Below are 26,025 nucleotides of genomic sequence, written 5' to 3' on the forward strand. Positions count from 1 at the left end.
ACCGGCGGCGTCCCGGCACCGGCGCGCCATAACCCCCCGGAGCCGGCCCGACCGGCCGGCTCCGGGGGTCCGCGCACGTTCGGGGGCGATCCACGAGAGGTGATGACATGCGGCTTCCTTCGTCAGAGGAGAGATCCAGAGATGCTGTGCCCATGGTCCGCTCGCTCCGCTCGCTCATGAGAGGACATGTCCTGCGGCCGCTGCCGACGGCGGCGGTCGCGCTCGCACTGGCGGCCGGGACGGTCGCCGCCGCGCGGCCGGCGCCGGCGCGCGCGGCCACGGGCCCCGCGGTGTCGGCGGCGCCGGCCGAACTCTCGGAGACGACCCGGCTGCCGGACCGGCGGTCGGTCGTCATCGGGGACCGCTTCTACTCGGTGTCCACCGAGGACGGGCTGTACCCGGCGGCGGGCTGGCACACGAACGGCGAGATGGGCGGGCTCTGGACGCCGCCGCTCAAGCTGCTCGACGGCGTCTGGTTCGGCCTGGACGGCGCGTGGCTCGGCAAGCAGGCCGCCGCGCAGCGGTTCACCAGTGGGCAGGGGTACACCCGGATCGCGTACGCGGCGGCGGACGGCGTGCGCGCCGAGCGCACGGACGTCGCGCCCGACGGCGTACGCGCCGGGCTCATCGGCATCACCCTCAGCTCCGCGTCCCGCAAGACCGTACGCCTCGACGTGGACGCGCACTCGGAGCTGATGACCGCCTACCCGTGGGGCTCGACGACGCCGAGTCAGCAGGCGATGAACCTCCCGGACACGGGCGCGTACGACAAGGGGACGCTCGTCTTCCGCGAGCAGGGCACCCCGGACGTCCCGAACGCGACCCGGCACGACTACGCCGCGCTCGTCGCCGCCGACCGTACCCCGGCCGCGCACCGGCTCGGCCCCGACCACCGGGGGCCGCAGGACCCCGCCGTCATCTGCCCCGCGAGCGGCGACCAGCCGAAGCGCTGCGACGACACGGCGCTCGGCAAGGGGACCGGCGGGCGGCTCTCCTACGACGTCACCGTTCCGGCGGGCGGCAAGGCCACCGTCTGGATCGCGGTCGCCGGCTCGGACCACGGTCTGCCGGAGGCCCGGGGCGCGCTGCGCACCGCGCTGCGCGACCCGGCCGGCCTGCTCGCCCGTAAGATCGCCGCGCGTCGCGCCGTCGCCGCGAACACCGTCGTCGACCTGCCCGGCGACCGGCTCCTGCAGCAGAGCGTCGAGTGGAGCAAGCAGAACCTCGCCGACTCCGTGCAGGAGGCCCGCGACCTGAAGATGCGGGTCACCCATGAGGGCAAGGACTACCCGGCGCCCAAGGGCACCGTCGCGAAGGCCCGCTGGCTCGGCGCCGGCTGGCCGGACTACCCGTGGCTGTTCGGCACCGACGGGGAGTACACCGCCTACGCGACCGTGGCGGCGGGGCAGTTCTCCTCGATCGAGGACCACCTGCGGGCCGTCCGTGACACGAGCGACATCGTCAACGACCGCAGCGGCAAGGTGATCCACGAGGTCGTCTCGGACGGCTCGGTCTACTTCGGCGCGAACGGCGAGGCGGGCAACACCGACGAGACCGCGAAGTTCCCCAGCGCGGTCGCGCTGGTGTGGCGCTGGACCGGCGACCGGGCCTTCCTCGACTCGATGTACGCCTTCACGAAGCGCAACATGCACTACATCGTGGACAAGCTCGACGCCGACGGCGACGGCTGGCCGGAGGGCTCCGGCAACGTCGAGCGTCCCGGTATGGGCGTCGAGAAGCTCGACAACGCCGTGTACACCATCCGCGGTCTGCGGGACCTGGCCGACCTGGCCACCGCCGAGGGCGACGGCGCCACCGCCGCCTGGGCGGGCGGGCACGCCGACGCGCTGGAGAAGAAGTTCGAGGCGGCCTGGTGGTACGGCGGTGACACCGCCCAGTACGCCGACTCCATCGACCGGCCCGACGACCCGGCGAACGACAACACGAAGATCTTCCAGCGGCACTGGATCGGCGTGACCCCGATGGACGCCGAACTCGTCCGTCCCGGTCAGGTCACCCGGCCACTGGCCGACGACCAGCACGCCCAGGCGGCGCTGGCCCGGCGCGAACAGCCCTGCTACACCGGCACGACCGGGCTCTACCACACGGGTACCGGACCGACCTCGGCCGACGGCGGGAACAAGGGACCGTCGTGCGACGGCGTGGTGTCGTCCGTGCAGAGCGACCGCGAGGTCTTCTCGCTCGGCAACGGCATCATGGCCGTCGCCGAGGGCAACTACGGCCGCCTCGCGCAGCAGCGGACGTACACCACCGACAACGCCCGGATCCAGCTCGACCCGTCGCTGTGGGAGATGCCGGGCGCCATGCCGGAGATCGCGCCGAGCCCCGACTTCGACCCGGCCAACATCGACCGTCCCCTGACCGGACGCTCGATGGTCCTGCAGGCGTGGGGCGCGTACGGCAACCTGTGGCCGGTCGTCCACCAGCAGCTCGGCGTCTCCCCGGACATGGGCCGGGCGCGGCTGGAGGTCGTCCCGCAGGTGCCGCCGGGCCAGTCCCGCGTCGCCGGGCGTCACATCCGGGTGGGCGGCGGCACGGTCGACGTGATCGCCGAGGCCGCGGGCAGGACGCTGCGCACCACCGTCACCGGCCGGTCCACCCGGGCGAGCCTGCTGATCGGCCAGGTCCTGCCGGGCGGCGCGACCGTCGCGTCGGTGACCCTCGACGGGCATGCCGTGAAGTACCGGGTACGGCAGACCGCGCGCGGCTCCGAGATCGTGGCCGACGCCGGATCCGCGGGCGGCACCGCCGTCCTCGCCGTGACCCTCCGCTGATCCCCTGAGGGACGCCCCGCCGGCTTCGGCGGGGCGTCCCTCACGTCTTCCTCACTCCACGGAGCTCCCCGTGTCCCAGTCCCTCCACGAACACCTCACCTGCGTGGCCGCGCCCGCCGTCTGGCTCTCCCCGCCGAGCGGGCAGCTCACCGGCGGCGCCGACGGGCTCTACGTCGCCGACCGCCGTGTCCTGTCACGGCTCGTGCTCACGCTCGACGGCGCCGAGCCCGCGCCCGTCGGCGCCACCATGGCCGGCGCGGACCGCGCCCGCTTCACCGCGGCGTCGGGCGTGCTGACCGTCGAGCGGACCCGTACGGTCGGCCGCGACGGCGGGACCGAGGAGATCCGCGTACGGAACGACGGCGCCGATCCGGTCACCGTGGCCGTCGCGGTCGAGGCGGCCGCGGACCTGGCCGAGATCAGCGACGTCAAGGCCCGGCACGCCGGGGAGCCGGGCCGGGCCGGCGACCGCGACGGTGGGCATGGGACGGACGGGACGTCGCTGCGCGACGGGGTCGCGCACACCGGACCGGACGGCTACACGGTGCTGCTGACCGGGCCCCTGCGGGCGGAACCGACCCTGGCGCCGGGGGAGGAGTTCACGGCCACGCTGACCGTACGGGCGACGCCACCGCCGGTGGAGGGGTTCCGGCCGCTGCCGCCGGGCGCGCCGCCGCCCTGGTCGGCGACGCCCCTCACCGTTCGGTCCGAGGACCGGCGCCTGGACGCGCTGGTCGGCCAGGGGATCGCCGACCTCGGCGCGCTCCTGCTCACCGACGAAGGAGACCTGTACTGCGCGGCCGGCAGCCCGTGGTACCTCACGCTCTTCGGCCGGGACTCCCTGTGGACCGCCCGGCTGGCCCTCCCGCTCGGGTACGAACTCGCCGCCGGGACGCTGCGGACCCTGGCCCGGCACCAGGGCGTCCGCCACGACCCGGAGACGGAGGAGGCGCCCGGCAGGATCCCGCACGAGCTGCGGCCCGCGCATGCCGCGGGGTGGCTGCCGCCGGTGTACTACGGCACGGTCGACGCCACGCCGCTGTTCGTCACCACGCTCGCGGAGGCGTGGCGGTGGGGGATGCCGGAGGCGGAGGTCGCGGCGCTGCTGCCCGCCGCCGAGCGGGCCCTGACCTGGATCGAGGGCTTCGGCGACGCCTTCCTCTCCTACACGGGGTCGCCGGACCGGCTCGTCAACCAGGGCTGGAAGGACTCCACCGACGGCGTCCAGCACGCCGACGGCCGCACGGCGACGCCGCCGGTCGCCCTGTCGGAGGTCCAGGCGTACGCCTACCAGGCCGCCGTGCTCGGCGCCGACCTGCTCGACGCGTTCGGCCGGCCGGGCGGCGAACGCCACCGCGAGTGGGCGGCGGCCCTCGCGGAGCGGTTCCGCGCGCGGTTCTGGGTCGACGGGTACCCGGCGATCGCGCTGGACGGCGGGGGAGAGCCGGTCGACGGCCCGGCCTCCAACATGGGGCACCTCCTCGGCACCGGCCTGCTCACCCCGGCCGAGGAGGACCTGGTCGCGGCCCGCCTCGCCGGACTGGACTCCGGCTGGGGGCTGCGGACGCTGGGCACGGCCTCGGCGGGCTTCGACCCGCTGTCGTACCACCTCGGCTCGGTCTGGCCGCACGACACCGTGATCGCCGTGCTCGGCCTCGTACGGTCCGGTCATCCCGACGTCGCCGCGAGCCTGGCGCGCGGCCTGATCGCCGCGGCGCCGAGCTTCGGTCACCGGCTGCCCGAGTTGTTCGGCGGCCAGGCCGCCCCACCGGGCCACGGGTCCGGCGCCGAGCGGAGCCACCGGAGGGTCGAGGACTCGGGGCACAGCGGCCCGGTCGGCCGGACGGACGATGACGCGGCGGTGGGTCCGGTGCCGTATCCGGCCGCGTGCTCGCCGCAGGCATGGGCCGCCGCGGTCTCGCCGGCCCTGGTCACCGCGCTGCTCGGGCTCGCCGTCGACGTGCCGGCCGGCCGGCTCACCGTGTCCCCGGTCCCCGGCTTCGGACCGCTGTCCGTGAGCAACGTCCGCGTCGGCGCCGCGACCGTCTCGATCGACGTCGACCCTCAGGGCGCCGTGTCGCTCATCGGCGTGCCGCCGGGCCTGACCCTGGACCTCTGAGGCGCGCGGTCGTGACGACCGGACGGGCCGCCCGGCCTGACGCCGGACCGCTGAGCGGCCCGGTCGCGTACGGCCGGGCGGAACGCTCGGGCTGACGCCGGACCTCTGAGGCGCGCGGTCGCGTACGGCCGGTTGGGCCGCCCGGGCCGACGCCGGACCCTGAGCGGCGCGGTCGTGTACGGGTGGACGGGCTCGCCCGGCGGGGGTACACCGGGGATGCCGGGTCGTTCGAGGGCGAGAGGGAGGGTCCCACGAAGATCGCGATCACCGGGGGTACCGGCCGGATCGGCGGGCGCGTGACGCGGCTGCTGGCCGGCGACGGACGCCACGACGTCGTCCCGCTGTCCAGCCGTAGCGCGCCGTACGACGACCCCGAGGCGCTGCGAAGGGCGCTGGACGGGATCGACACGCTCGTGTTCGTCTCCAGCGACGGCGAGGCCGCACGGGTCGTCGTGCACCACCAGAACGTCCTGAACGCGGCGGCCCGGTGCGGGGTCGGCCACATCGTGCTGCTCAGCGGCCTCGACGTGGACCTCGACTCGCCGTTCTGCTACGCGTTCACCAACGGCCACAACGAGCGGTCGCTGCGCGCGTCCGGGTGCCGGTTCTCCATCGTGCGCGCGAGCGTGTACACCGAGTTCCTCCTCGACCTGCTGCGCAAGGCGGCGGTCGGCGGCACCGTCGCGCTTCCGGCCGGCGCCGCCCGCGTGTCGCCGGTCGCCCGGGAGGACGTGGCGCGCTGCCTGGCCGCCCTCGCGCTGCGCGCACCCACCGGCCGGCACCACGACGTGACCGGACCGCGGAGCCTTCCCGTGGGGGAGATCGCCGCCATGGCGGGATACCGGTACGCGCAGACCACTCCGGCCGAGTTCGCCGCCACGCTGCTGCGCCGCGGCGAGGAGCCGTGGTGGGCGTACGCCTACACCGGCATGCTCGCGTCCATGCGGCAGGGCCGGTGGGCCAAGGCGCCGGGCGCGGTCACCGAGCTGACCGGCCGCCCGCCGCTGTCCGTCCGGGACCTGCTGGGCGGGTGACGCCCTCCGCCCGGAATCCGCCGGGCGGGGCGAGGAAAATGTTTACGAGTGAAATACCTGTTAAGCTTCTCGGGTGGATCGACAGGGGACGGACGGGAGGCGGCTGCTGCCGCTGCGGGGCGTGTTGCGGGTCGGCCGGGGCAGCGACATCTGGCGCAAGGTCGCGTTGAGCGTGGTGACGGCCCTCGCCGTTCCGGACTTCACACTTCTCGCCCTCGGCCGGCTCGACCTGGTCCTCTACACCTCCGGCGGGGCGATGTGCGCGCTGTACGCCCACGGCCGGCCGTACGCCGCCCGCGCCCGTACCCTGCTGTGGGTCGTGCTCGGCATGCTCGGGAGCATGGCCGTCGCGCTGCTCACCTCCGCGTCGACCGAGTCGGTGGTGATCCGGGTCGCGGTGGCCGCCCTCCTCGCGGCCGCGCACAAGGTGGTCTGCGACGCCGTCCGCATCGGCCCGCCCGGGAATCTGATCTTCACGTTCATCGCCGCGAGCTGCGCGTTCGTGCCGCAGCGGCTCGGTGACGTCCCCGCCCATGTGGGGCTCGGCCTGCTCGGGGGCTGCGTGGCCTGGCTGGTGTGCATGGCACCGGCGCTGGTCCGCCGGGACGGCCCGGAGCGCGTCGCCGTCGCCCGTGCCCTCGACACGGCGGCCCGGCTCCTCCGCGCCGCGCCCGGGCAGACGGCGCGGGCCCGGCATGACGCCGCCGCCGCGGCCAACGCCGCGTGGCACACCCTGGCCCTCGTGCCCGCCCGTCAGCCTGGCCGGGGCGCCGCCCGTAAGCTCGGCCGGAGCCCCGCACGTACGCCCGGACGGGGCGCGACCCGCGCGACGCTGGAGCGGTTCGTCGCCCGCGCCGAGTCCGCCCTCGCGGCCGGGCCGGGACACGCCGAGGAGGCCGACCGGCTCGCTCGGTGGGCCCGTGACCTGCGCCGCGGCCGGACTCCGATGACGCCCGCGCCCAGTCCCGCCGAGGCGGGCGAGCTGGTCGGGCTCGCGGTCGAACGCGCCCGGGGTTCGCGGCGCCTCCTGCGCGCGCTGCGGCCCGGTTCGCCGGTCATCCCGATCGGCGCGCGGGTGGCCGTCGGCGCCGCCCTCGCCGGGTGGTGCTCGGCCGCCCTCGGCGTGGGCCGCCCCTACTGGGCGGTGGTCACCGCCGCCGCCGTCTTCCAGGCGAACCTGTCGCTCACCTGGCAGCGCGCCGTGCAGCGGGTGCTCGGCAACCTGGTCGGCCTGCTGGTCTTCACGGCGGTCCTGCCGCTGACCCGCACCGCCCAGGTGGCGCTCGTCCTGACCGCGCTGGCCTTCCAGTTCGGCGCCGAGGCGCTGATCGGCCGCAACTACTGGCTCGGGACGGTCTGCGTCACACCGATGGCGCTGCTCGTCGTCGAGTTCGCCGGGGCGCAGCCCGCCGGACGGCTCATCGCCGACCGCTGGCTCGACACCTGCGTGGGCGCGGTCGTCGGCCTGCTCGGCTGCTTCCTGATCGCCGACCGCCGGGCCGGGCACCGGATCGACGAGCTCCTGGACCGGGTCGTCCTCGCGGACGCCACCGCGCGTGCCCTGCTCGGCACGGCCTGGGGCATGGACCCGCGCGACCTGGCCACGGCACGGGACCGCCTGGTGGCGTCGCTGGTGGAGCTGCGCGAGGCGGTCGACGCCGTGAACGGGGAGTGGTGGCGGCACCCGCTCCCGGAGGAGCGGATCGCGTCGGCCGAACGGGAGGGGCACCGCACGCTCGCCCGCACGGCTCTGCGCCTGTCGACGCCGGTCGCCACGGCACTCGCCTCCTGACCGGGGAAGGAGTAAGGACATGGAGGACGCGGTCGCCGAGGTCCTGCGCCAGTGGCAGCGGGTCCATCCCGACCTGGACACCCTCCCGATCGCGGTGATCGGCAGGCTCACCCGCTGCGCGACGCTGCTCCAGCAGGCGGCGGACGCCCCGCTGACCCGCGAGGGGCTCGCCCGCCCGGAGTTCGACCTGCTCGGCGCGCTGCAGCGGGTCGGCCGCGAGCTGACCCCGACGCAACTCGCGCGGGAGACGTTCTCCTCGGGCGCCGCCGTCACCAAGCGCCTGCGCCGGCTGGAGGAACGGGGACTGGTCGAGCGCCGCGCCGACGAGCGCGACCGCCGGGTCGCCCACCTGTCCCTCACCGAGGAGGGCCGGCGGCTCATCGCCCGCCTCGTTCCCGAACAGGTCGGCTACGAGGCCTCCCTGCTCTCCGCGCTCGGGGTGGACCGGCAGCGGGATCTGGCCGACGTCCTGAGCGAGCTGCTCGTCCTCCTCGAAGGCCGTCTCGGCGGCGTGCCGATCTGACCGGTCCGGCCGCCTCCGCCCCCGGCGTGCGCGCCGCGCCGGCGCGCCCGAGTATGTAACCGTTCTGTGACAAGGTGGCATCCAAGATCATCTTTCGGTCTACGCTGGCGCGGTGATCTCACTTCGCATCCGACAACGGCGTCAAGCCGTGGTCGCGCTCGGGGGCGCCGCGGTGCTGCTGGCCACCCTGGGCCGGCCGGCGCACGCGGCCACGCACCCGTCCGACGCGCTCGCCCAGCGGCTCCAGCAGACCATGGCCGGGCTGAACTTCGGCGACCTCATCGACACCACCCCGCCCGGATCGGCCCAGGCCCGCGCCCTCGCCGCCCAGCCGGAGACCGAGTCGGGCCTGCCGGACCACGCTCCCGCGCTCAAGGCCGCCGCCGGCACGACGATCCACCAGCAGCCGCAGGTCGACGTCACCGTCATCGAGCTGGACAAGAAGGGACGGCCGGTCTCCTCCGGCACCGTCCTGATGAGCCCGCAGTACAAGAACGGCGTCGTCGTCCCGGTGGACCGGAACCTCCGCACCACCGCCGTGCGGTACCGCCTGTGGGACGACAACGAGTGGGACGCCAACGGCGGCCAGGGCACGATCGACACCGTCCCGGGCCGTGAGAACGCGCCCATCGACTTCATGGAGCCCTACCCGGCGTCGATCATCAAGCTGACGGTCGGCTTCGGGATCCTGCAGCTGGTGGACAAGGGCGTCATCAAGCTGAGCGACACCTACGCCTACACGCCGACGAAACCCTCCGACCGCTGCGAGGGCGCGACCACCCGGACCATCGGCGAGTACTTCGACCGGATGATCACCATCTCCGACAACGGCGCGACGTGCTCGCTGATCAAGGTGATGCACGAGCATGGCGGGGTCGACTGGCTCAACCAGCGGTTCCAGGACCTCGGCCTGGACATGCTCCAGCTCAAGGGCACGGACCCGGCCAACGGCGACTGGTCCCCGCAGGTCACCATGTCCTCGCTGGACACCGCCAAGCTGCTGATGCTCATCAACGGGGTTCCCGGTGAGGCGTGGACCGCTCCGAACGGCAAGCCGGTCACCAGCGACGTCCTCAGCAGGTCCTCCCGCGAGTACTTCCTGAAGGAACTCGGCGACCAGGGCTGGAACAACGTCCTGTCGACGACCAACTACTGCGGCTACAGCTACCCGACCCAGGGCATGCCGCAGCGGATCTCGCAGCGGTGGATCGGCCCCGACGGGACCGTGACGGTCAACCAGGATCCGACCGACGGGAAGTACCTCTACCCCGTCCAGCCCTGCCAGGACGCCGCGGAGGTGACGTTCGCCCACAAGACGGGGCTGACGGCGGTCGCGGCCGGTGACGCGGGCATCGTGCACTCCCTGCCCGGCAAGGCGAAGCGGAACTACATCATCGTCGCGTTCAGCAACCTCGGCTGGCGTTACCAGGACACCGATCGTCCGAACCCGGGCGTCCAGCCCGCCGTGAACCGCACCGAGAAGTTCGCCGAACTCGGCCGCGCGATGGACGACTACGAGGCCGGACGGTAGCGGTACCGTCCTCAGAGGTCGAGTCCGGGGACACGGGCGAGATCCTCAGGACGAGGAGGGGCCGGATCTGCGGCCCCTCCTCGTCTCACGGGGACGCGCGGCACGGACGCCACGGAGGGGGAGCCGATGGATGAGGTCCGGCTGGTTCCGGTGGTCGAGGCGTACACGGGGGTGCTCGACGACGCCGACCTCGGACCGATCGGCGAACCGCGGTGGGACGCGTACTGCCGGGAGCGGATCGTCGCGGCGGGCCTGCCCGCGCCGGTTGCGGCGCATCCCTGGCTGGTGCCCGCCGCGGGCCTGCGGGGAGCCGGCCTGGCCCGGCTCGTCCGCGCGGTCTCGTTCACGGACGGGCCGGACGACGACCGGCTGCTCGATCGGCTCCGCGACCCGGGGACGCGGCAGGACGCGCTGGAGGAGGTTCCGGCGCTGTCGGGAGGCTACGTGCTGGAGACCCGCGAAGGCCGGTGTCTCGCGCTCCCCGGCTGCTGCGGAGACCTCGGGAATCTCGACGAGTGGCGGGCGGCCGTCCGGCATGACGCCGCGGCGCCCGCCGTGCTGTGGACCGGTCATCCCTGGCTGCTGGTCGGCGGCGACGGGGCCGTGCTGACGCTGAGCGGACCCACCGAGGACGGCGCGGCCCCCGCGCCGGTCGTCGCCCAGGTCTCGCGGGACGCGCTCGCCGCGGCGGTCGTCACGGCGGAACGGGACGTCGCGCACTTCGGCGAAGGACTCCGCGCCGTCTGCGCGGACCTCGTGGGCGCGGAGGCGGCCCCGCTCATGGCCGGCGCGCTCATCGGGTGAGCGCGTTCCCTGAGGACATGCCGGCGCCTCATTCCGCGGACGGCCGATCCGGCGTCGCTGCGCGATTCAGGGGACGGTGGTCCGCGCGACGCGGGCCGGGCGAATCCGCCGGTGCCGGGCGTCCGCTGCCATTCCGTCGGTGCCGGGCGTCCGCTGCCATGAGGGTCGGAGACCGGGCGTCATCCGGAACGAGCGAGCCCCGGGTCGCCTGTACGGCGTGGCCCCCGGGGCTCGTGAGGCGCGATCGACGCGTCAGTTGCGCCAGACGCGGCGGCGACGGCTGGTGAGGGGCTCGGTCGAGGCCCAGATCCGGCGCCAGTCGGCGGTCTCGCCCGCCTTCTCGCCGTCCTCACGGACCGCGCCGGGACGGGTCGGCTGGGAGCCGCCCGGGACCTCGAGGCGGTCGTCGGCCGCGTGGCGCAGCGCGTCGTACCAGCCCAGGTCCTCCTCGGCCGCGAGCGCGGCGACCGCCTTGGCCATCCGCGCGCGGAACGCCCGGACGTCCTCACCCTCCTCGGGAACGAGGGGACGGCCGTACCGGACGGTGACGCGCGGCTTGCCCGGCTGCGGCCAGTTGCGCCCGCGCGGCATCGCGGCGTACGAGCCCCGGATCGCGATCGGCACGCACGGGATGCGCTTGGAGACGCACAGCACGGCCGCGCCGAGCTTGAAGGGGTTCATCCAGCCGTCCTCCGACCGGGTGCCCTCCGGGTACAGCAGCAGGCTCCAGCCGTCGTCGACCAGGTCGAGGGCCAGGCTGCGCAGCCGCTTTGAACCGTACCGCTCGACGGGGAAGGCGTTGAAGAACACCGCCGTCAGCGTCGCGCGCCAGCGTACGTCGAAGAAGTAGTCCGACGCGGCGCCGACGGCGACGCGGTTGGCGAACCGCTCCGGCAGCGAGCCGAGGATCAGCGGGGTGTCCAGGTGGCTGGAGTGGTTCGCCACGAACACCACCGGACCGCGCACGCCGTCGAGGTACTCCGTGCCCTCGATGACCGGCGTGATCTGCCGCCACGCGACGGGCTTCAGCAGCCCCTTGCGCAGCACGGACCGCGCCGCGACCGCGAACGGCGTGCGCGCCCACGCGGTCGGGAAGACCTTCTCCTCCGGCTCGACGACGTGGGGCTCCGCCGAACGGGGCACCGTGGAGCGCCCGCGCCAGTCTCGCCCGTGCCGCAGCAGGCGAAGCTCCCCACGGACGCTCAATCGTTTCCGGCTCATCGCACGTCCGCCAGGGCGAGCGGCGGGGCGTGGAGGTAGGAGATCGACGGGCTGCCGCCGACGGTGTCCTTGGCCATCTCCAGCGCGTCGGCGAGGGTCGTCGCCGAACGGAAGCCCATCCGCGCGGTGGTCTTGCGGTTGCCGCCGACGAAGATGACGTCGCCGAGGTGCTCCAGCGCGTGCGCCCCCCAGTACCACATGTAGAAGGGGTGGACGCCGTGGTAGGCGTAGCTGTTGCGGTACAGCTGGATGTACCACGGGTCCGTGGCGAACTGCTCCTCGTACTTCGTCTCCAGGAGCACCGGGTCGGTGCTCTCGGTGAGGATCTCCTCGAAGAAGTCGATGTAGCTCGGGTGGTGCACCGGGTGGAACTCGTTCGGCACCGGGTGGTAGAAGATCGCCACGCCGCCCTGCCGGACGATCGGCTTGTTCATGTAGAGGTTGAAGAAGTAGCCGAGCCCGAGCGACATCACCAGGATCGGGTTCATCACCGAGTTGACGTTGTACGGGCAGATGTACGGCAGCCCGTAGATCGCGATGTCGGACTGGCCGTTCACCTCGGTGCGCTGCTGCCGGTGGACGTTCTGCAGCGTCAGCGGGTGCACCTCGGACTGTAGGCCGGCGTGCACGCCGGTCACGCCGTACGGCGCGGCGGTGTTCTGCCAGATGCGCCGCCGCGTCTTCTTCGGCATCAGCTCGTTGGCCCGCTTGACCCCGAGGTAGGTCGCCTGGTCGCGGACGTTCCACTCCCACTCGCGCTTGTTCAGGAAGCCCATCGAGGAGGGGAAGGTGTCGTTGTTGAGCGTCGTCTCGATCGTGAAGACCTTGACGTGCTCGTCGATCAGGCCCTTCATCCGCTCGTACGAGTGGTGCATCGCGGAGTTCGGGGGGTCGTTGAAGGAGTTGGAGTGCCGCAGCGTGTGCACGTTGTGGTGGTGCCGGAGGCTGCGGTAGCTCGCCAGGCCGACCGACACGGACTTCGCGCCGCCGCTCATCGCGGTCAGCGTGATGTTCACGTAGACGATCAGGTCGCTCTCGGCGGCGCGCCGGTTGATCTCGACGTCCTCCCCGTGGCGGGTCTTGCCCATGTGGAGGAGGTTGTCGCGGTCCTCGGCGTCGTGGTTCTTCAGGTGCTCGGGGAAGAACGCGCGGAACACCCGGTCGCCGACGGTGCGCCGCAGCTCCGCCGGGGTCATCCGGCGGTGGAGCGCGTTGGCCGCGATCAGCTCGACGTCGTCGACGCCCTTGGCCGCCGCCATCTCCAGGACATGCTCGATGATGCGCTGGCGCACGTCCGGGGTCTGCATCTGCGGCAGCGGCAGCGACAGGTCGTCGAAGACGATCGTGAGCCGCATGCCGGCGCGCAGCAGCTCCGGGAGCGGCTCGGTGCCGTGCGGGTGCAGCAGCGCGTTGCGGATCGCGGCGTCGACGTCGCGGATGCCGGGCAGGGAGTCCGGCGGATAGATGACCTTGGACCCGAGCGGCAGCCGCTCCAGCCGGAAGCCCTCGCCCTGGTGCACGACGAGCGGCGGCGTCCGCTCATCCACATCGAGTACGAAGCCTGGTCTGCTCACTCGTAGTTCCTTTCCAAACCAACCTGCACCCGGCCTACCTCCCGGTCCTTTTCCAACAACCCTGTTACGCCGCTCAGCGCGCCAGGTCGAAGGCGACTTTGACGGTTCCCAGCCGCCCGGAGTCGGCCGCGTGGTTCAGTGCCTCCCGCCAGCGGGCGAGAGGGTAGGTCGTGCCGACGTAGCCGTCCAGCGGAGCCGAGCCGGCGAGCCGGAGCGCGTCGGCGAAGTCGGCCCCGTCGGCGCCGGAGCAGTACGCCCCGACCAGCTCCAGCTCCCGGAACCACAGCGGCGTCAGGTCGACGCCGCCGGACGGCATGCCGGACATCACGACGGTACCTCCCGCGCGCGCGAGCCGCAGGGAGGTGTCCAGACCGCTCGCGCCGCCGGTGCACTCGAAGACGGTGTCGACGCCGCCGAGCAGGAAGTCCGCCCCCATCTCCGGCGTGTGCATCCGCGCGGTGGTGACGCGCCGCAGCGCGCGCACGGCCTTGCGGGGCTCGATGACGGCGGTGGCGCCGAGCGCCTTGGCCTTCTCCTTCTGGTGACCGTGCTTGGCGATGACGTACACCGCGCCGACCTGGGTCAGCTCCCGCAGCGCGATCAGCGTCAGCAGCCCGACCGTGCCCGCCCCGACGATCACGGCCGTGGAGTTCGGCTCGATCGGCACGCGGCGTACGGAGTGCACGGCGCAGGCGAGGGGCTCGGCGAGCACCGCGCGCTCGTCGGGCAGCGCGTCGGGCACGACGTGCAGCTGGCTGGCGTGCGCGACCATCTGGCGGCTCCAGCCACCGCCGGTGTCGGCGCACGTGCCGGTCTGGATGCCCGCCGAGATGCGGCCTGCGGTGACGTGGTCGCAGCGGCTCTGCTGGCCCGAGGCGCACCAGCGGCAGGGCTCCATGCCCCGCACGGCGCACGACAGGACCGGGTCGATGACGACGCGGCTGCCCTTCGGGATGCCGGGCAGCTCGTCCATGGTCCGGCCGACGACCTCGTGTCCCGGCACGAACGGCATGGACGTCATCGGGGACAGGTACGGCGAGGAGTGCCCGGTGAGCAGGCTCAGGTCCGAACCGCAGATGCCGGACAGGATCGGCGTGACGCGCGTCCAGCCGTCGCCGGGCAGCTCGGGCGCCTGCCGGTTGACCAGGCGCAGCGGCGCGACGTTCCCGGCGACCATGCCGCTGAGCCTGCTGCCCATCCGGGTGGAGGTCAGGCCGCGGGCGGCGACGAACCGGCCCGGCGAGCGGTGGTATTCGAGCGCGAGGATCATCGGGCGGACCTCGCTCCCACGGTGTCGATCAGCACGTCGCCCCGTCCACGGGTATGGGCGCCCCACTCATGGATGCGCCAGTGCTTGCGCTTGGCATGGCGGTACAGCGAGGGGTCCGGGTTGACCGCGTTCGCGTTGCCCACCGCCTCCAGCAGCGGCCGGTCGGAGTAGCTGTCCGCGTAGGCGTACGACTGCGACAGGTCCAGGCCGGTGTCGGCGGCGTGGCGGCGCAGCCACGCCGCCCGCGCCTCGTCCACCAGCGGCGGCGCGTCGAGGTAGCCGGTCAGCCTGCCGTCGCGCTCGTGCATCCGGCTGGCGACGACCTCGTCGAACAGCGTCGCGAGCGGCTCGACGAACACGTCGATCGTGCCGGTGATGAGGATCGTCTTGTGCCCGGCCGCGCGGTGCGCCCGGATCCTGCGGACGGCCTCCGGCATGACCCGCTGCAGCACCGCCTCGCCGAGCACGTCCTTGACCAGCGCGTTCAGCTCGGCGACGTCGGCGCCCTGGTAGCGCCGCAGGAACGCCCGGACGAAGTCTCCCCGGTCGCGCCGTTCGGCCCGCAGGTAGCGGGGGAGCGAGCGGGCCAGGTCGGCGAGCTCACCGCTCCACTGCGAACGCGGCATCGACGACAGCCGCGCCCACAGGTACGACTCGATGAGGTTCGAGGCGATGATCGTGCCCTCGAGGTCGAACACCGCGGCCACGTCGGTGCGCTCCGGCAGCACCGGGTCGGCGCTCTTGCGGCCGCCGCCGCGGCCCTTGGAGAAGCCGCGCATCAGCTCGGTGACGCTGGGGGAGTGCACCTCCTGCAGGTAGTGCTCCCAGTCGATGACCGACGGGTCGAAGCCGTGCTCGTCGACCCGGTCGGCCGGCACCGTACGGTGCAGCGCGTGCGTGCGGCTGTCGTCGTAGATGACCTCGGCCTTGGTGTACGCCTGGTACAGGTCGGAGTAGCGGCGCAGGAAGTCGAGGTTCGTCTGCTGCCGGTGCACCGCGGTCATCCACTCGCGCGTCTTGGCCGACGCGGGCAGCCGCAGCAGCGCGCGCTCGGCCGCGGACGTCGCCCGCTCGCTGCTGCTCAGCATCATCTCGACCTGACGGCTGCCCGGGAACCGCCACTGCGGAACGCGGATGTGGCCGCGCTCGCCGGCCGGCATCGGGTGCCGCCGGAAGTAGTCGCGGACGTTCTCGTACAGGCCGCGGAAGGACAGCGGGTTGCGCGAGCCGGAGCCGACGTGGAAGTAGCCGGGCGTGCCGCGCTCGGGCGGCGTGGCCGCGACCGCGATCGTGGCGTTGACGACCAGGTCGACCGGGATGATGTCGACGACGCTGTCGGGCAGGCCGGGGAACTCCGGCAGGACGCCGCGCCCGTACGCGATGATCAGCGGGTCGGCCATCTTGTAGCCGTCGATCCAGCCGGGGTAAGGGTGGCGCAGCGAGCTCTCGACGATCGCCGGGCGGACGATGGACAGCCGCCGCTCGCCCCACAGCTCCTCGGCGGCGCGCTCGCCCAGGGCCTTGGTGAAGGTGTAGACGTCCGGCCAGCCGAGGCTCTGCGCCCGCGCCCGGCCGTAGTCGACGAGACGCTCGGTGACCCACGCCTGCCGGGCCTCCTCGGCGGCCGCGACCACCGACTGCGGACCGGCCTTGCGGTGCTCGCCCTGCGCCCGCGCCATCGACTTGCGCAGCACCTCCGGGCGCCGTGAGTCGCGCTCGACGTCGGCGTGGGCCGCGAGGGCCTCGCCCAGCTCGGTGCGCCAGTCGACGCCGTGGTCCAGCCGGGCCTCCGGCACGACGCCCTTGCGGACGCCCGCGACGTACGCGGTGGAGACGTGGACCACGTGCGGGTCGGCGCCGGCCTTGTGCAGCGCCTCGTACAGCGTCACGACACCGGAGACGTTCGTGCGGAACGCCTCGTCGATCGGCGGGTCGAAGGACACCGTGGACGCGCCGTGGATGACCACGTCGATGTCGGAGGGGAGGGTCACCTCGCCGAGGTCGCCCTCGATGACGTTGACCCGCTCGGCCGCGATGCGGCGCAGCTCGTCCTCGCCGATCCGCTCCCGCATCGTCCGGAAGACGGGCTTGCGCAGCAGGCCGTCGAACCGGCGCTGCGCGGACGTGCCGCCGCGCGGCCGGATCAGCACCGAGACGCGAACGCCCGGGTGCGCCGACAGCAGCTTCTCCAGGGTCGCCTGCCCGAGGAAGCCGGTGGCGCCCGTCAACAGGACGTGGGAGTCACCCAGGGACGGGAACTCGTGAGGTCGGTCTGGCGTCATCCGCTGTTCTTCTCCGATCATGGGCATGAGCCGTCCCGGCCGCGATCTGACAGGGAAACCCTAACGGTTAATGGACACTCCACGAACGGCCGGACGCGTCACCCGTCGTTCATGTCTCGCACATCGAACCGCCGGGTCGGCCCGCGGGCCCGTGCGTGGTCAGCGTTCGGACGCGGCGAGCCGGTCGTTCATCGAACCGGACCGGAACACCTCGACGCGGATCGGCGCCGCCGCGAACCCGGCCTCGCGGATCGCGGCGTGCACGGCCTCGTCGTCGCGGGCGCGGTCGACCAGGTCGGGGTCGACCTCCAGCCGCACGGCGTCGCCCAGGTCACGGACCCGCAGGTCCCGGACCGCCCCGCCGAACAGCCCGCGCACGGCCGTCTCCGCGCGCTCGATCCGCTTGAGCCGCGCCGAGGTCACCTCGATGCCGTACGCGACGCGGCTCGCCATGCACGCCGCGGCCGGCTTGTCCCACATCGGCAGGTCCCAGTGCCGGGCGATGGCGCGCACCGTGTCCTTGTCCAGGCCGAGGTCGGCCAGGGGCGTACGGGCGCCGCGCTCGGCGGCGGCGCGGATGCCGGGCCGGAACCCGGCGACGACGTCCGAGGCGTTCGTGCCGGTCGTGATGGTGGAATAGCCCAGGTGGTCCGCGAGCGCGTTGGCGGTGTCGACCAGGACGCTCTTGCAGAAGTAGCAGCGCTGCGGCCCGTTCTCCCGGTAGCCGGGCACCTCCAGCTCGGACGTGGCGGGCGTGTGATGCGTCACGCCCAGGTCCGCGCAGAACCGCCGCGCCGCGTCGAGTTCGGCGGCCGGCAGCGACGCCGACACGGCCGTCACGGCGGCGACCTGTTCGGGCCCGAGCGCGCGCGCCGCCGCGGCGAGCACGACACTGGAGTCCACGCCGCCGGAGAACGCCACCAGCGTTCTGCCGTAGCCTGCCATCTCGGTCAGCAGTGAGTCGGAGAGGACCACGACGTCCACCATGCAACCCCGATCCGTTGAGGAACATCGATGACGGTATCTCAGCCGGACGGCGTCGCCGATCTCGGCTTCGCGCGGCTCGACGTGGACCGCGCCGCCCGGACCGGCGACCCGGAGGTGGTGTTCGGCCAGGGCAAGACGCCCGAGCAGATCGTCACCGCGCTGCGCACCCTGCACGAGGCACACCCGGACCGCGCCGTGCTCGCGACGCGGCTGGCGGATGAGGCGATCGCGATGTGCGCGGAGCGGCTGCCGGACGCCGAGGTCGACCCGGTCGGCCGCACGGCGGTCCTGGGCACGGCCGAGACGCACGGGACGGTCGCCGTCGTCGCCGCCGGCACGTCCGACCTGCCGGTCGTGCGCGAGTGCGCGACCACCGTGCGGGTGTTCGGCGCCGAGCCGGACGAGATCGTGGACGTCGGCGTGGCGGGCCTGCACCGGCTGCTCGCCCAGCGCGACCGGATCGCCGAGGCCGACGTCGTCGTCGCGGTCGCGGGCATGGAGGCGGCCCTGCCGTCCGTGCTCGGCGGGCTCGTCGGCGCGCCCCTGATCGCGGTGCCGACGAGCGTCGGCTACGGCTGGCATATGGAGGGCGTCACGGCCTGGCTGGCCACGGTGAACAGCTGCGCCCCCGGCATCGTGTCGGTCAACGTCGACAACGGCTTCGGCGCCGGCGTCGCCGCCGCCCGCATCGCCCGCCGCACCGCACGGACGCGCCCGTGAGCCCTTCCGAGGAGCCCATGGGCCCTTCCATGGAGTCAGTGGGCACTTCCGCGGGGCCCGTGGGCCCTTCCGCGGAGACGCGTCCGGCGCGGACGTTGTGGGTAGATGCGGGCAACGGCGCGGCCGGGGACATGCTGCTCGCCGCCCTGCTGGACGCCGGCGCCGACCCGGAGGCCGTGCGCTCCGGGCTGCGGGGGCTGGCCGTCGAGCCCATCGACGTCGAGGTGACCCAGGTGCGCCGGCACGGGCTGCGCGCCCTGCACGCCGACGTACGGGCGCCGCGCAGCGACGTCTCGCGGGACCTCGCCGACGTCACCGCGATCCTCACCGCCGCCGCGCTCCCGGACGAGGCGAGGGCGTTCGCGCTCGCGGTGTTCGAGCGGCTCGCCCGCGCGGAGGCGCGCGTGCACGGCGTGGCCGTCTCGGAGATCCACTTTCACGAGGTCGGGGCCCTGGACGCGATCGCCGACGTCACCGGCTGCGCCCTCGCCCTGCACGACCTCGGCCTGCTCGGGTCCGCCGTGCGCGTCGTGTCGCCGGTCGCGGCCGGCTCCGGCGTCGTGCGGGCCGCGCACGGCCCGCTGCCCGTCCCGGTGCCCGCCGTGCTGGAGCTGCTCACCGAGGCCGGCGCGCCGCTGCGCTCGCACCCCGCCGCGATGGAGCTGTGCACCCCGACCGGCGCCGCGCTGCTCGCCACGCTGGCCACCGGCTGGGGCCCCGCGCCGGACTGCGTGCCGCGCGCCACCGGCACCGGCGCCGGCAGTGCCGACCCCGAGGGCCACCCGAACGTCCTGCGCGTGCTGATCGGGGAGGCCGCCGGAGCCTCCGGGTGGTCGTCCGCGGAGATGCGGCGCGTCGACACGACCGTGGACGACCTGGACCCGCGGTTGTGGCCCGACGTGCTGGAGGCGCTCCGCTCCGCGGGGGCCGCCGACGCCTGGTGCGTGCCCGCGCTCATGCGCAAGGGCCGGCCGGGTCAGGTGCTGAGCGTCCTGGCGCCGCCGGACCGGCTCGACGCCGTGTGCCGCGTCGTCTTCGAGCAGACGACCACCCTCGGCGTCCGGGTGTCGGCGGTGGAGCGGCGCTCGCTGCGCCGCGACCAGGTCACGGTGACCGTGGCCGGGGGAGCGACGGTCGCGGTGAAGCGCGGCCTGCTCGGCGGCCGGGTCGTGACCGCGCAGGCGGAGTACGACGACGCCCGCGCCGCCGCCGAGCGCACCGGCCGTCCCGTGCGCGAGGTGCTCACCGAGGCGCTGACCGCCGCCCGCGCCCTCTCCTGAGCGGCTCCTGAAAAGCCCGGACGGTGAGTCCGGGTTTCCAATGCATTGTCACGGTCATGCCTTAGCGGGTGATTTGAATCTCACGAGGGTTGATATACGCCTAGGTAAGGCTAGCCTTAGCAGCATCGGGCTTCTGGAGGATCGATGACACTGCGGGGCTGCGCGGTCGGGTCGCGTCTCGAGGTCTGCCGGGTCACCGGCGGCCGGCGGCACCGGCGGCGTCTCATCGAGCTGGGTTTCGTGCGGGGCGCCGTCCTCTCGGTCATCGGCAGGGGGACCATGGGCGGGCTCGTCCTCGCCCTCGGCGACTCGCGGATCGCGGTCGACTCGTTCACCGCCGAGACCCTGCTCGTCAAGCCCGCTCATGTCTGAGCGCCCGCTGACCCGGCTCGTCCTGGAGAAGCCCTGCTGCGACGCCGACGCCCCGGGCGTCGACGAGGGGCACGCGCGCGTGGCGCTCGTCGGCAACCCCAACGTCGGCAAGTCGACGCTGTTCAACATCCTCACCGGGGCGCGCCAGCGGGTCGGCAACTGGCCCGGCAAGACCGTGAGCGTCGCGCGCGGCACGTGGCGGACGCCCGACGGCGAGATGACGCTCATCGACCTGCCCGGCACCTACAGCCTGCTGCCCGACTCGCCGGACGAGGCGCTGACCCGCGACCTGCTCGTCGACCGGGGCATGGACGACCGCCCCGACGTCGTCGTCCTCACCCTCGACTGCTCCAACCTCGCCCGGAACCTCTACCTGCTCGCCCAGGTCATGGAGACCGGCGTCCCGATCGTCGTGGCCCTCACGATGGTCGACATCGCCGAGGGCCGCGGCATCCGGGTCGACGCCGACCGGTTCGCCGAGCTCATCGGCGCGCCGGTCGTCCCCGTCGTGCCGCGCCAGAACCGCGGGCTGGACGCGCTGCGCGCGGCCGTCGCGGGCGCGCTCGCCGCGCGCCGCCCGCCGGGCGAGCCGGACCTCGGCGAGGACGTCGAGACGGTCCTGGCGGACGTCGCCGCCCTCCTGCCCGCCGACGCGCTGCTGCGGTACCCGGAGCGCTGGCTGGCCACCGCCCTCCTCACCGGCGAGACGGTCCCGGGCGTGCCGGAGGAGGTCGGCGCGCGGGCGCGGGCCCTCGGCGCGGGACTGCTCGCCGACGACGGGACGGACGACCTCGGCGGGCTCGATGACCTCGACGACCTTGAGATCATCGTCGCCGAGCAGCGGTACGCCTGGGCGCACCGGCTGATCGCCGAGACGGTCCGCCGGAAGAACGACGTACGCGCCACCGTGTCGGACCGGGTGGACCGGCTGCTGACCTCCCGCTGGGTCGGCCTGCCGATCTTCTTCCTGGTCATGTGGGGCGTGTTCATCCTCACGACGAAGATCGCGGCACCGCTCCAGACCGGCCTGCAGGACCTCATCGACGGCCCGGTCACCACGGGGGCGGCGCACGCCCTGCGCGGGATGTCGGCTCCGGGCTGGCTGTCCGGCCTGGTGCTGAACGGCATCATCGGCGGCGTCGGCCAGCTCCTCAGCTTCGTTCCGCTGATGGCGATCATGTTCGTGCTGCTGTCGGTGCTGGAGGACTCCGGTTACATGGCGCGCGCGGCGTTCGTCGTCGACCGGCTGATGCGCCTGATCGGCCTGCCGGGCCGGGCGTTCCTGCCGCTGGTCGTCGGGTTCGGCTGCAACGTGCCCGCCCTGGCCGGCACGCGCATCCTCGCCGACCGGCGGCACCGGCTCCTGACCGGCCTGCTGATCCCCTTCGTGAGCTGCAGCGCACGCCTCACCGTGTACGTCCTGGTGGCGGGCGTCTTCTTCGGCAGTAACGCGGGCACCGTGGTGTTCGCGATGTACGTCCTGTCCATCGTCCTGGTCGTCGGCATGGGCCTGCTGCTGCGGGGCACGCTGTTCCGCGGGATGAGCTACGAACCACTGGTCCTGGACCTGCCGCCGTACCGCCTGCCGACCCTGCGGGTCATCGGCACGCAGACCTGGCAGAAGCTCTGGGCGTTCCTGCGGACCGCGAGCGGCCTCATCGTCGCGACGGTCACGGTGGTGTGGCTCTTCGCCTCCATCCCGGCGGGCGGCGGCCACGGCGGGTTCGGCCGGACCCCGATCGAGCACAGCCTGTTCGGGAGCACCGCGCGGGCGGTCGCCCCGGCGTTCGCCCCTGCGGGGTTCGGTGACTGGCATCCGTCCGCGGCGCTGATCACCGGCTTCGTGGCGAAGGAGGCCGTGGTGTCCACGGTCGCCCAGACCTACAGCATGAGCGAGCCGTCGGACAACCACCGGGCCGGGAGCCTCGGCCCGGCCATGCGGCAGACGTTCGAGCGGACCTCCCACGGCCATCCGATCCCGGCCGTACTGGCGTTCATGGTCTTCCTGCTCGCGTACACCCCGTGCATGACGACCGTCGCGGCCCAGCGCGCCGAACTCGGCGGCAGGATGACCCTGTTCGGCATCGGCATGCAGCTGGTGGTCGCCTGGCTCCTCGCGGTCGCCGTCTTCCAGATCGGAGCGCTGTTCCTGTGAGCGAGCGAAGCGAGCGAACCATGGGCACGGCGTCTCCGGTCCCTCCCCCGACGAAGGAGGGCGCATGACCGCCCTGCGCCAGATTCTGAAGGAGATCACCAACTCGCGCGGGGCCAGCCTCGACGAGATCGCCCGCCGGGTCGGCGTCAGCCGCGAGGAGGCCGAGTCGATGGTCGACTACTGGGTCCGCAAGGGCCGGCTGTCGGCGGAGGACATGGCGGCCGCCTGCCCGAGCGGGGGCTGCGGCGGCTGCCCCCAGGGCGACCACGGCAAGCCGGGCTGCGGCACCCGGCGCGACGGCCCGGTCCTGCTCGCCATCAGCGTCCGCCGCCCCTGATCCCCGCGCCCCGGCCGGTCCAGCGCAGGAAGCCCCAGGCGAGGGCCGCGACCACGGCCGCCAGGCCGTACGTCACGGACGGGCCCGCGCCGAGGGTCGCGCCGCCGAGGGCGGTGCCCGCGCCGATCCCGACGTAGATCGACGAGGCGTTGAGCGAGACGGCGAGCGGCGCCTCCTGCGGCGCCGCGGCGATGAGGCGGTGCTGTTGCGGGGGCGTCTGCGTCCAGGTGCTCGCGCCCCACAGCAGCACGAGCGCCCCGGCCGCCGGCGCGGACCCGGCGCCCGTCGCCGCGACGATCCCGAGCGCCGCCAGGGACGCGGTCAGGACGAGGTAGCCGCCGCTCAGCACGCGCATCGGCCCCCACCGGTCCGTGGCGCAGCCGGCGACGAGGTTCCCCGCCACGGCGCCCGCGCCGTACAGGAAGAGCATCAGGACCATCGAGTCCTCCGGCACGCCGACGCCCTTCAGCGCCGGAACGCTGTAGGCGTACACGGTGTAGCTCGCCCCCATGCCGAGGACGGTCAGCGGCAGCACCGACGCCACGGCCGGCCGCCGCAGCAGCGCCAGGCGCGTCCGCAGCGGCACGCGCGGGCCCCCGGGCAGCGACGGCATGATCAAGGAGACCCCGGCGGCGGCGACCAGGGAGAGCGCCGCCACCAGGCCGAGCGCCGTACGCCAGCCGAACCAGTGCCCGGCCAGGTCGCCCAGCGGCACCCCGATCGCGGTCGCCACCGTCAGCCCGCCCACGACCACGGCCAGCGCGCGCGCCCGCACCTCCGCGCGGACCAGGGCCGCGCTCACCGCGCCGGCGCCCGGCGTGTAGACGGCGGCGCCCGCCGCGGCCAGCACACGGCTCGCGATCAGCAGGGGGAGGTCCGGCGCGAGCGCCGAGGCGAGGTTGGCGAGGCCGAGCACGACGAGCGCGCCGACCAGCAGCGTGCGGCGCGGCAGCCGCGCCGTCGCGGTCGCCAGGACGGGCGCGAGGACGGCGTACGCGACGGCGAACACCGTCACCGACTGGCCCGCCGCCCCGGCGGAGGCGTGCAGCGTACGGGCCATGGAGGGCAGGAAGCCCGCCACGACGAACGCGTCCGTCCCGACGGCGAAGGTCCCCAGGGCCAGGACCAGCGTCGAGGTCAGACCGCCCGTCCGCGCCCGCTCGTCGGCACGATCGATCGGGACATCGGACATCCGGATTCTCCTCACGCGTCGTTCCGTGCTCGTTCGCCGGTGTTCCGGTCAGCCGTTCACGCGCTCGTGCCAGCGCCGGGCGCGGGCGGCGGCGGAGGGCGGCGCCTCGGCCATCAGGTCGGCGAGCGTCTGGGCGGCCAGTTCGCGCCGCCACGCCAGCTCCGCGCGCCGCATCGCGACGGAGACGCCGCACGCGTGCCGGAACTCGCTGGCGGGCGCCTCCGCGCCTGCGCCCCGCTGCCGGATCTCGGAGCAGCGGAACGTCTCTTCCGGCCCCTCGATCGCGGTGACGACGTCCATGAGCGTGATCTTCTCCGGCGGGCGGCCCAGGCGGAATCCGCCGCGCGCGCCGGCGGTCGAGGTCAGCACCCCGGCCCGTACGAGCGCCTGGAGGCGCTTGTTCAGGTACGCGGGCGGCAGCTCGAACCACTTCGCGAGCTTCGCCGTCGACAGCGCCTCGTCGTCGCCGATCCACGCCAGCACCAGACAGCAGTGCAGGCCCCATTCGACCCCTTCGCCCATTCGCACGATCCTGGATATTACATGTCCAGGAAGAACCGTCATGAGCGGTGCGGGCGCCGGGAGGCACCGGTCCTGAATCGAGCTCGCACGGCCCGGCGTAGGCTGTTCGAGAAGCAGCGAACGTGGAGAACGGCATGGTCAGGAAGCCCGTCTCCGACCAGTCCGGCGGGCCGGTCGGGGGCGGAGCGCACAGCGCGCGATTGGACGCCGAGGACCTGGACCGGATTCAGGCAGGCCTGCGCCAGGCGGTGCATGCTCAAGAGCGGATGTGCCAGCTGCTGGATGCGGTGCTCGCCATCAGCAGCGCCCTGGATCTGAGAGTGGTCCTGCATACGATCACGGACACCGCCAGGCAGCTGGTCCAGGCCCGGTATGCCGCGGTCGGTGTGCTGGGCCAGGAAGGGGAGTTCGCCGAGCTGATCACCTCGGGATTCGGCACGGATCAGTCCCGGTCGGCGGGGGACGAGATGCCGCACGGCGCCGGCCTGCTCGGCGACCTGGTGCGCGACCCGCGCCCGCTGCGCGTGGACAACGTGGTCACCCATCCTCACGCGGTCGGCTTTCCTGAGGGACACCCCATCATGACCACCTTGCTCGGGGTGCCGATTCGGGTCCGGGAGACCGTCTACGGCAATCTCTACCTGGCTGACAAGGCGGACGGCCCGTTCACCGGCGAGGACCAGGACATCGTCACCGCGCTGGCCGGCGCCGCCGGCGTGGCGATCGAGAACGCACGTCTGTACGAGCGGCTGCGGCAGGCGACGGAGGAGTTCCAGCGGCGCCTGCTGCCCCGGATGCCGCGCCCGGAGGGCCTGGAACTGGAGGCCCGCTACCAGCCTTCCACCGAGACTCCCAGGATCGGCGGGGACTGGTACGACGTGATCCATTTCCCCGGGAAGGTGTGCTGTCTGGTGGTCGGCGACGTGATGGGTCACGGCCTGGAGTCCGCCACCATCATGAGCCAGATCAGCAACATGCTCCGGGTGATCGCGTTCGAGGAGCGCGAGCCCCCCAGCCGCATCCTGCACCGCCTCGACGACGTCCTGCACGCACTGCACGGCGGCCCCCTGGCGACCGTGCTGGTGGCCCGCCTGGAGCCCGCGGCCGGCGGCGGCAGGCTGATGCGCTGGTCCCCCGCCGGTCATCTGCCACCCCTGCTGGTCACGGCCGATCGAGAGGCCTGCTATCTGCACGCCGATGCGGGCCTGCCGCTCGGCGTCGACCCCACACTGCCCCGGCCCGACAATGAACACTTCATCCCTGCGGACTCCACGGTGCTGCTGTACACCGACGGGCTGGTCGAGCACCCCGCCGACACCCTGGAGGACGGTATGCGTCACGTCGCCGAAATGGCGGCCGCTCGCGCCACCGAGTCACTGCCGCACCTGTGCGACGCGCTGCTCACGCACCGCCGAGGACGCTTCCACGACGACGTCGCTCTCCTCGCCGCACGCGTCACGCACTGACCGAGTGGCCCTGAGGCGACGACGAGATCACCCGACCGGATCGAGCCGG

20 protein-coding genes are annotated in these 26,025 nt (G+C 73.6%); 13 read left to right on the forward strand and 7 right to left on the reverse strand.

The annotated features are described in order from the left end of the window. Nucleotides 1–152: 152 nt before the first annotated feature. The 7 genes from NDW01_RS15320 to NDW01_RS15350 all read left to right on the forward strand — a co-directional run bounded on the left by NDW01_RS15320 (nt 153) and on the right by NDW01_RS15350 (nt 10,598). Nucleotides 153–2,795 carry a glucosidase family protein gene (locus tag NDW01_RS15320; protein ID WP_252821034.1) on the forward strand — a complete coding sequence of 881 codons (2,643 nt, stop codon included), beginning with the start codon at nt 153–155 and terminating at the stop codon, nt 2,793–2,795. Between the two features lie 70 nt (nt 2,796–2,865). Continuing rightward, nucleotides 2,866–4,914, forward strand: coding sequence for a glycogen debranching N-terminal domain-containing protein (locus tag NDW01_RS15325; protein WP_252821036.1), 2,049 nt, complete (start codon nt 2,866–2,868; stop codon nt 4,912–4,914). A gap of 182 nt (nt 4,915–5,096) precedes the next feature. Further along, a complete protein-coding gene (locus NDW01_RS15330; protein ID WP_252821038.1) occupies nt 5,097–5,948 on the forward strand; it encodes an NAD(P)H-binding protein in 852 nt (283 codons plus the stop codon). 73 nt (nt 5,949–6,021) lie between these two features. Further along, nucleotides 6,022–7,740 (forward strand): FUSC family protein, encoded by a 1,719-nt coding sequence (locus NDW01_RS43520; protein WP_308211709.1) that lies wholly within the window; start codon nt 6,022–6,024, stop codon nt 7,738–7,740. A 19-nt stretch (nt 7,741–7,759) separates the two neighbouring features. Beyond that, entirely contained in the window at nt 7,760–8,263 is a 504-nt protein-coding gene (locus tag NDW01_RS15340; RefSeq protein WP_252821043.1) for a MarR family winged helix-turn-helix transcriptional regulator, read from the forward strand. A gap of 112 nt (nt 8,264–8,375) precedes the next feature. Further along, a complete protein-coding gene (locus NDW01_RS43810; RefSeq protein WP_252821045.1) occupies nt 8,376–9,794 on the forward strand; it encodes a serine hydrolase in 1,419 nt (472 codons plus the stop codon). Between the two features lie 126 nt (nt 9,795–9,920). Beyond that, complete coding sequence (locus NDW01_RS15350) at nt 9,921–10,598, forward strand: hypothetical protein (RefSeq protein WP_252821048.1); 678 nt, start codon at nt 9,921–9,923, stop codon at nt 10,596–10,598. A 252-nt stretch (nt 10,599–10,850) separates the two neighbouring features. Here the strand turns inward: NDW01_RS15350 and NDW01_RS15355 are convergent, their stop codons facing one another. The 5 genes from NDW01_RS15355 to larE form a co-directional block, all read right to left on the reverse strand. Next, complete coding sequence (locus tag NDW01_RS15355; protein WP_252821050.1) at nt 10,851–11,819, reverse strand: lysophospholipid acyltransferase family protein; 969 nt, start codon at nt 11,817–11,819, stop codon at nt 10,851–10,853. After that, nucleotides 11,816–13,393, reverse strand: a complete 1,578-nt coding sequence (locus tag NDW01_RS15360; protein WP_252821052.1) for a lactate racemase domain-containing protein — start codon at nt 13,391–13,393, stop codon at nt 11,816–11,818. The genes NDW01_RS15355 and NDW01_RS15360 overlap by 4 nt, the downstream gene beginning before the upstream one ends. 73 nt (nt 13,394–13,466) lie before the next feature. Then, complete coding sequence (locus NDW01_RS15365; protein WP_252821054.1) at nt 13,467–14,663, reverse strand: zinc-dependent alcohol dehydrogenase; 1,197 nt, start codon at nt 14,661–14,663, stop codon at nt 13,467–13,469. Beyond that, nucleotides 14,660–16,945: an HAD-IB family hydrolase gene (locus tag NDW01_RS15370; protein ID WP_252821056.1), complete on the reverse strand. Its 2,286-nt coding sequence runs from the start codon at nt 16,943–16,945 to the stop codon at nt 14,660–14,662. Before NDW01_RS15370 ends, NDW01_RS15365 begins: the two co-directional genes overlap by 4 nt. 159 nt (nt 16,946–17,104) lie before the next feature. Continuing rightward, nucleotides 17,105–17,932 carry an ATP-dependent sacrificial sulfur transferase LarE gene (gene larE / locus NDW01_RS15375; protein ID WP_252821058.1) on the reverse strand — a complete coding sequence of 276 codons (828 nt, stop codon included), beginning with the start codon at nt 17,930–17,932 and terminating at the stop codon, nt 17,105–17,107. Between the two features lie 27 nt (nt 17,933–17,959). Here larE and larB point away from each other — a divergent pair, with 27 nt between their 5' ends. From larB to NDW01_RS15400, 5 genes are all read left to right on the forward strand, one after another. Further along, nucleotides 17,960–18,652 carry a nickel pincer cofactor biosynthesis protein LarB gene (gene larB / locus NDW01_RS15380; protein WP_252821060.1) on the forward strand — a complete coding sequence of 231 codons (693 nt, stop codon included), beginning with the start codon at nt 17,960–17,962 and terminating at the stop codon, nt 18,650–18,652. 95 nt (nt 18,653–18,747) lie between these two features. Further along, the gene (gene larC / locus NDW01_RS15385; RefSeq protein WP_252821062.1) at nt 18,748–19,932 is read left to right on the forward strand and encodes a nickel pincer cofactor biosynthesis protein LarC; all 1,185 of its coding nucleotides are present in this window, start codon (nt 18,748–18,750) and stop codon (nt 19,930–19,932) included. A 144-nt stretch (nt 19,933–20,076) separates the two neighbouring features. Continuing rightward, on the forward strand, nt 20,077–20,304 hold the full coding sequence (locus NDW01_RS15390; protein ID WP_252784781.1) for a FeoA family protein: 228 nt from the start codon (nt 20,077–20,079) through the stop codon (nt 20,302–20,304). Next, nucleotides 20,297–22,459, forward strand: a complete 2,163-nt coding sequence (feoB, locus tag NDW01_RS15395; RefSeq protein ID WP_252821064.1) for a ferrous iron transport protein B — start codon at nt 20,297–20,299, stop codon at nt 22,457–22,459. Before NDW01_RS15390 ends, feoB begins: the two co-directional genes overlap by 8 nt. A 64-nt stretch (nt 22,460–22,523) precedes the next feature. Beyond that, entirely contained in the window at nt 22,524–22,796 is a 273-nt protein-coding gene (locus NDW01_RS15400; protein WP_252784783.1) for a FeoC-like transcriptional regulator, read from the forward strand. Here NDW01_RS15400 and NDW01_RS15405 read toward each other — a convergent pair. Both NDW01_RS15405 and NDW01_RS15410 read right to left on the reverse strand, forming a co-directional pair. Continuing rightward, a complete protein-coding gene (locus NDW01_RS15405) occupies nt 22,777–23,988 on the reverse strand; it encodes an MFS transporter (RefSeq protein WP_252821066.1) in 1,212 nt (403 codons plus the stop codon). The genes NDW01_RS15400 and NDW01_RS15405 overlap by 20 nt on opposite strands. Before the next feature lie 48 nt (nt 23,989–24,036). Further along, a complete protein-coding gene (locus NDW01_RS15410; RefSeq protein WP_252821069.1) occupies nt 24,037–24,510 on the reverse strand; it encodes an RrF2 family transcriptional regulator in 474 nt (157 codons plus the stop codon). A gap of 134 nt (nt 24,511–24,644) precedes the next feature. Between NDW01_RS15410 and NDW01_RS15415 the strand changes: the two genes are divergently transcribed. Then, nucleotides 24,645–25,976 (forward strand): PP2C family protein-serine/threonine phosphatase, encoded by a 1,332-nt coding sequence (locus NDW01_RS15415; RefSeq protein ID WP_252821071.1) that lies wholly within the window; start codon nt 24,645–24,647, stop codon nt 25,974–25,976. The last annotated feature ends 49 nt before the right edge of the window (nt 25,977–26,025 follow it).

The sequence above is a fragment of the Actinoallomurus soli genome (genome assembly GCF_024055715.1).
In the GTDB taxonomy this organism is placed as follows: domain Bacteria; phylum Actinomycetota; class Actinomycetes; order Streptosporangiales; family Streptosporangiaceae; genus Actinoallomurus; species Actinoallomurus soli.